This window comes from Phenylobacterium sp., from assembly GCF_031425575.1.
In the GTDB taxonomy this organism is placed as follows: domain Bacteria; phylum Pseudomonadota; class Alphaproteobacteria; order Caulobacterales; family Caulobacteraceae; genus Phenylobacterium.
This window is the reverse complement of sequence record NZ_JANPJP010000247.1, coordinates 1-4,326: the sequence shown is the minus strand read 5'-3', so window position 1 is coordinate 4,326 and position 4,326 is coordinate 1. Positions and strand designations below refer to the sequence as shown.

Here is a 4,326-nt window from a genome sequence, read left to right as displayed (position 1 = left end):
GCGCCGGTGACGAAGGCCATCACCTGGGGATCGCCGTGCAGCGCGACCAGATATTCAAGATCGTGCGGCGTCAGGGGACGCAGGCGCAGTCGGGCCGTCTCCACGGGGTCAGCCCCAGGGGCCGCCGAGGCGGCAGCGCTGGACCCACCAGTCGGGCTTCATGGCCATGATCCGCTCGGCCAGGGTCTCGGCCTCGACCTCGCTCTGGCACAGCGCGAAACAGGTGGCGCCGGAGCCGGACATGCGGGCGATCAGGGCCTCGGGCTCGTCGGAGAGCGTGGCCAGCACATCGCCGATCTCAGGGGCCAGGGCCACGGCGGGCGCCTCCAGGTCATTGCGCATGGTGGCGAGCCAGCCCGCCACCTCCTCGACGCTCTCGAAGGCCTCGGGCATGGGCGGCGGCTCGACATCTCCGAAGGCGCAGGCCGCGTCAAAGGCGCCGTAGACCGCGGGGGTCGAAACCGAGACGCCGGGATTGACCAGCACGGCCTCCAGGATCGGCAGGCCAGGGGCAGGTGACAACCGCTCGCCCCGTCCCTCCGCCACCACCGGCCGGCCCCAGAGACAGGCCGCGCCGTCAGCGCCCAGGCCTGCGGCGACGGCCTCCAGCTCGGCGTCATCCAGGCGAGGGGTCATGTTCTCGCGCATCAGCCTCAGGGCCGCGCCCGCGTCGCTGGAGCCGCCGCCGAGGCCCGCCGCCACCGGCAGGCGTTTCTCCAGGGTGAAGGCGCTCAGCGCCTGCGGCCCCCTGGCCTTGGCCAGCAGGGCGCGGGCGGCGCGCAGGACCAGGTTGTCGCCCTCCCCCGCCAGCTGGCCGGCGAAGGGGCCCCGCACCTTCACGGCCAGGGCGTCGCCGTCGTGCAGGGTCACCCGGTCGCCGGCGTTGGCGAAGACCATCAGGCTGCAGATCGGGTGATAGCCGTCAGCGCCCGGCGCGCCGACGTGCAGGAAAAGGTTGATCTTGGCGGGCGCCAGGGTGTCGCCGGCCATGGCCTAGACCCTTTCCGGATCAGGTTGAATCAACCTGATCGGATAAAAAGGGTCTATCTTCTTGACTCTAGAGCATGTCCGGGCGGCGAACCGGCGCCCACTTGCGCCTGACATGCTCTAGGGTCCGGCGACGCGGGGGCTCTGGGCCGGCCCTGCTGGGCCCAGACCAGAGGCCAGCTTGGCCGTCACCTCGGCCTTCATTTTGGCGTCAGGGTCGAGGGTCAGGACCCGCTTCCACTGGAATGTCGCCTCATCCCGGCGACCGACACGCCAGTAGGCGTCGCCCAGATGGTTGTTGATGTCCGGGTCCCCGGCCTCAAGCTCAATGGCTTCCTCGAGCTTCTCGACGGCTTTCTTGTAGTCGCCGAGCCGGTAATAGGCCCAGCCGAGGCTGTCGATGATAGCTCCGGATTTCGGGTTCGAGGCCGCAGCCCGCTGGACCATGCCCAGGGCCTCGGGCAGGTGCTCACCGCGGTCAATCCAGGTATAGCCGAGATAGTTCAGCATCTCGCTGTCGTCGGGGCGGATCTTGAGAGCGGCGCGAAGATCGGCCTCGCCCTCCTTCAGGAGGCCCGCACGGTCATAGTTCACCCCGCGCGAATAGAGCAGCCGCCAGTCGCCGGGCCGGGCCGCGATCACCTCGGTCAGGATCTGGATGGCCTCGGGATACTGTTCGTTGACCCGCAGCATGTCGGCCAGGGTGACCTTGGAGTCCAGATCGCCCGAGGCGGCGGCCTCGCGGGCCATCTTCAGAGCTGTCTCGTTGTCCTTGGCCTTTAGATAACTCCAGGCCAGCTTGGCGCGGCCCGCGGCGTATTCGGGCGAGCCAGGCCTGGGCTTGGCGTAGGCCTCGCGGGCGGCCTCGAGATCGCCCGCGGTCTCCATAAGGTCGCCCACCATCAGCCAGGCGTCGTTGCGGTTCGGATCCAGCCGCAGGACCAGACGCAGATAGGCCAGGCCAATCTGTTCCTGCTTGGCGGCGAGCATGCTGGCCGCGGGCGGCATCAACGCCTGCGCCGCGCCCTGGCGCAGAGTCGGCGCCGGCGGGGCCGACTTGCCCGCCGCGGCGCGCGCCTTTGCGGCCAGCAGGATGGAGTTGGACGGCTCGGAGGCCAGCCCCTTGTCGTACACCGCGATCGCATCGAGCCGCTTGCCGCGCCGTTCCAGGAAGCCGCCATAGGCCAGCAGGACCAGGTCGCCGGGACTTTCGCCGCCGGTGAGCGTCTTGAAGTCGGTCTCAGCCTCGTCGTAGCGCTTGGCGCGCTCAAAGAGGAAGGCCTGACCCAGCAGGCCGAAATACTCGACGATCTTGTCGTTGCGCAGCTCGGGCCGCGTTACCGCGCCCTCCGCGTCACCGGCCATCGCCGAGGCCCAGGGGCTCAACAGGGCCGCAGCGCCCTTGTGCGGGAACCCCATGCCCTCGGGCGTCAACAGGGCCTTTGCGGCCTTGCCCTGGTTGTTGGACATGGCCTCCACGGCCTTGACCACGCGGCCCAGCCGTTTGCCGGATTCCGAAGACCACTCGCCGGAGGGCGCAAGCGCGGCGGCCTTGGTGATGTCCCCGGCCAGGATGGCGGCCGTGAACGCCCGCTCGGCGATCAGTTCATCTTCCGCGCCGCCGGCCTGGGCCTGCTCGAAATAGGCCGCGGCCTGGGCGCCGCGCCCGTCGTTCAAGGCGCTCTGGCCAGCCAGGAACAGACCATAGGAGGACCCGCCTGGATCCGAGAGGCTGGCGAGATCATCGGCTGGCTGCGTGGCGCAGGCGGCCAGCAGGAGGAGCGGGGCGGCACAGACGAGCAGTTTACGCATGGGGCAGAACCTCACCGCTTTCCGTCCGCGCCGCAAGCTTGGCAGGCGCCTCAGCGCCGTTTTCCCCTACATGTTCGGATAGTTGGGCCCGTCCCCGCCCTGCGGCGTGGTCCAGTTTATGTTCTGCGACGGGTCCTTGATGTCGCAGGTCTTGCAGTGGACGCAGTTCTGGAAGTTGATCTGGAACTTCGGGTTCTGGCCGGCCTCGTCGTAGAGCACCTCGTAGACGCCCGCCGGGCAGTAGAGGCGCGCCGGCTCAGCGAACCTGGGCAGGTTCACCTCGATCGGGACGCTGGGGTCCTTCAGCTTCAGGTGGGCTGGCTGGTTCTCGTCGTGGTTGGTCGCCGACAGGAACACGCTCGAGAGCTTGTCGAAGCTGAACTCGTTGTCGGGCTTGGGATAGACGATGGGCTTGTAGTCCTTGGCCAGGCCGGTGGACTCGGCGTCCGACTTGCCGTGCTTCAGCGTGCCCCAGGGCGACCAGCCGCCGAAGATGGTGGCGATCATGGCGTCAGCGCCCCCCAGGACCAGGCCCGGGATGGTGCCGAACTTCGACCACAGCGGCTTGAAGTTGCGGACGTTCCACAGCTCCTTGTGGATCGAGGACGTCTTGTAGGCCTCTTCGTAGCTGGTGAGCGCGTCGCCCGAGCGGCCCTCGGCGATGGCGGCGAAGGCCGCCTCGGCGGCTAGCATGCCGCTCTTCACCGCGTTGTGGCTGCCCTTGATGCGCGGGACATTGACCATGCCGGCCGAGCAGCCCAGCAGCACGCCGCCCGGGAAGTAGAGCTGCGGCAGGGACTGCGATCCGCCTTCGGTGATGGCGCGCGCGCCGTACGAGATGCGCTTGCCGCCTTCGAGATAGCCGCGGATCGTCGGGTGGGTCTTGAAGCGCTGGAACTCGTCGAACGGCGACAGCCAGGGGTTCTTGTAGTTCAGGTGCAGCACGAAGCCGATGGCCACGTAGTTGTCCCCGAAGTGGTACATGAAGGAGCCGCCGCCGGTGGCGTTGTCCAGCGGCCAGCCGAAGGTGTGCTGGGTCAGGCCGGCCTCGAAGGCCGCGTCCGGCACCTGCCAAAGTTCCTTGATGCCGATGCCAAACTTCTGCGGATCGCGGCCCTCGGTGAGGCCGTACTTGGCCTGCAGCTGCTTGGCGAGCGAGCCACGGACACCCTCGCCGATGAAGGTGTACTTGGCGTGCAGTTCGATGCCGGGCTGGTAGTCGGGGCCGGGCTGGCCGTCCTTGCCGACGCCGAAGACGCCCGCGACGACACCCTTTACCGAGCCATCCTCGTTATAGACCACCTCGGAGGCGGCCATGCCGGGATAGATCTCGACCCCGAGGCTCTCGGCGTGCTGGCCCAGCCAGCGGCAGACGTTGCCGAGGCTGGCGATGTAGTTGCCGTGGTTCAGCATCCACTTGGGGAAGGGCAGGAAGCTGATGTCCAGCTCGCCCTGCGGGCCGAGCATCACGAACTTGTCGCGGGTGACCTTGGTCTCCAGCGGAACGCCCAGCTCTTGCCAGTTCGG

3 protein-coding genes are annotated in these 4,326 nt (G+C 68.3%); all 3 read right to left on the bottom strand.

Going from position 1 to position 4,326, the window contains the following annotated elements:
• Positions 1 to 108 precede the first annotated feature (108 nt).
• Positions 109 to 990: a 4-(cytidine 5'-diphospho)-2-C-methyl-D-erythritol kinase gene (locus tag RMO97_RS14180; protein ID WP_310541696.1), complete on the bottom strand. Its 882-nt coding sequence runs from the start codon at positions 988 to 990 to the stop codon at positions 109 to 111.
• A gap of 117 nt (positions 991 to 1,107) precedes the next feature.
• A complete protein-coding gene (locus RMO97_RS14175; protein ID WP_310541695.1) occupies positions 1,108 to 2,799 on the bottom strand; it encodes a tetratricopeptide repeat protein in 1,692 nt (563 codons plus the stop codon).
• Between the two features lie 66 nt (positions 2,800 to 2,865).
• On the bottom strand, positions 2,866 to 4,326 hold a 1,461-nt coding region (locus tag RMO97_RS14170), incomplete at its 5' end, for an electron transfer flavoprotein-ubiquinone oxidoreductase (protein WP_310541694.1).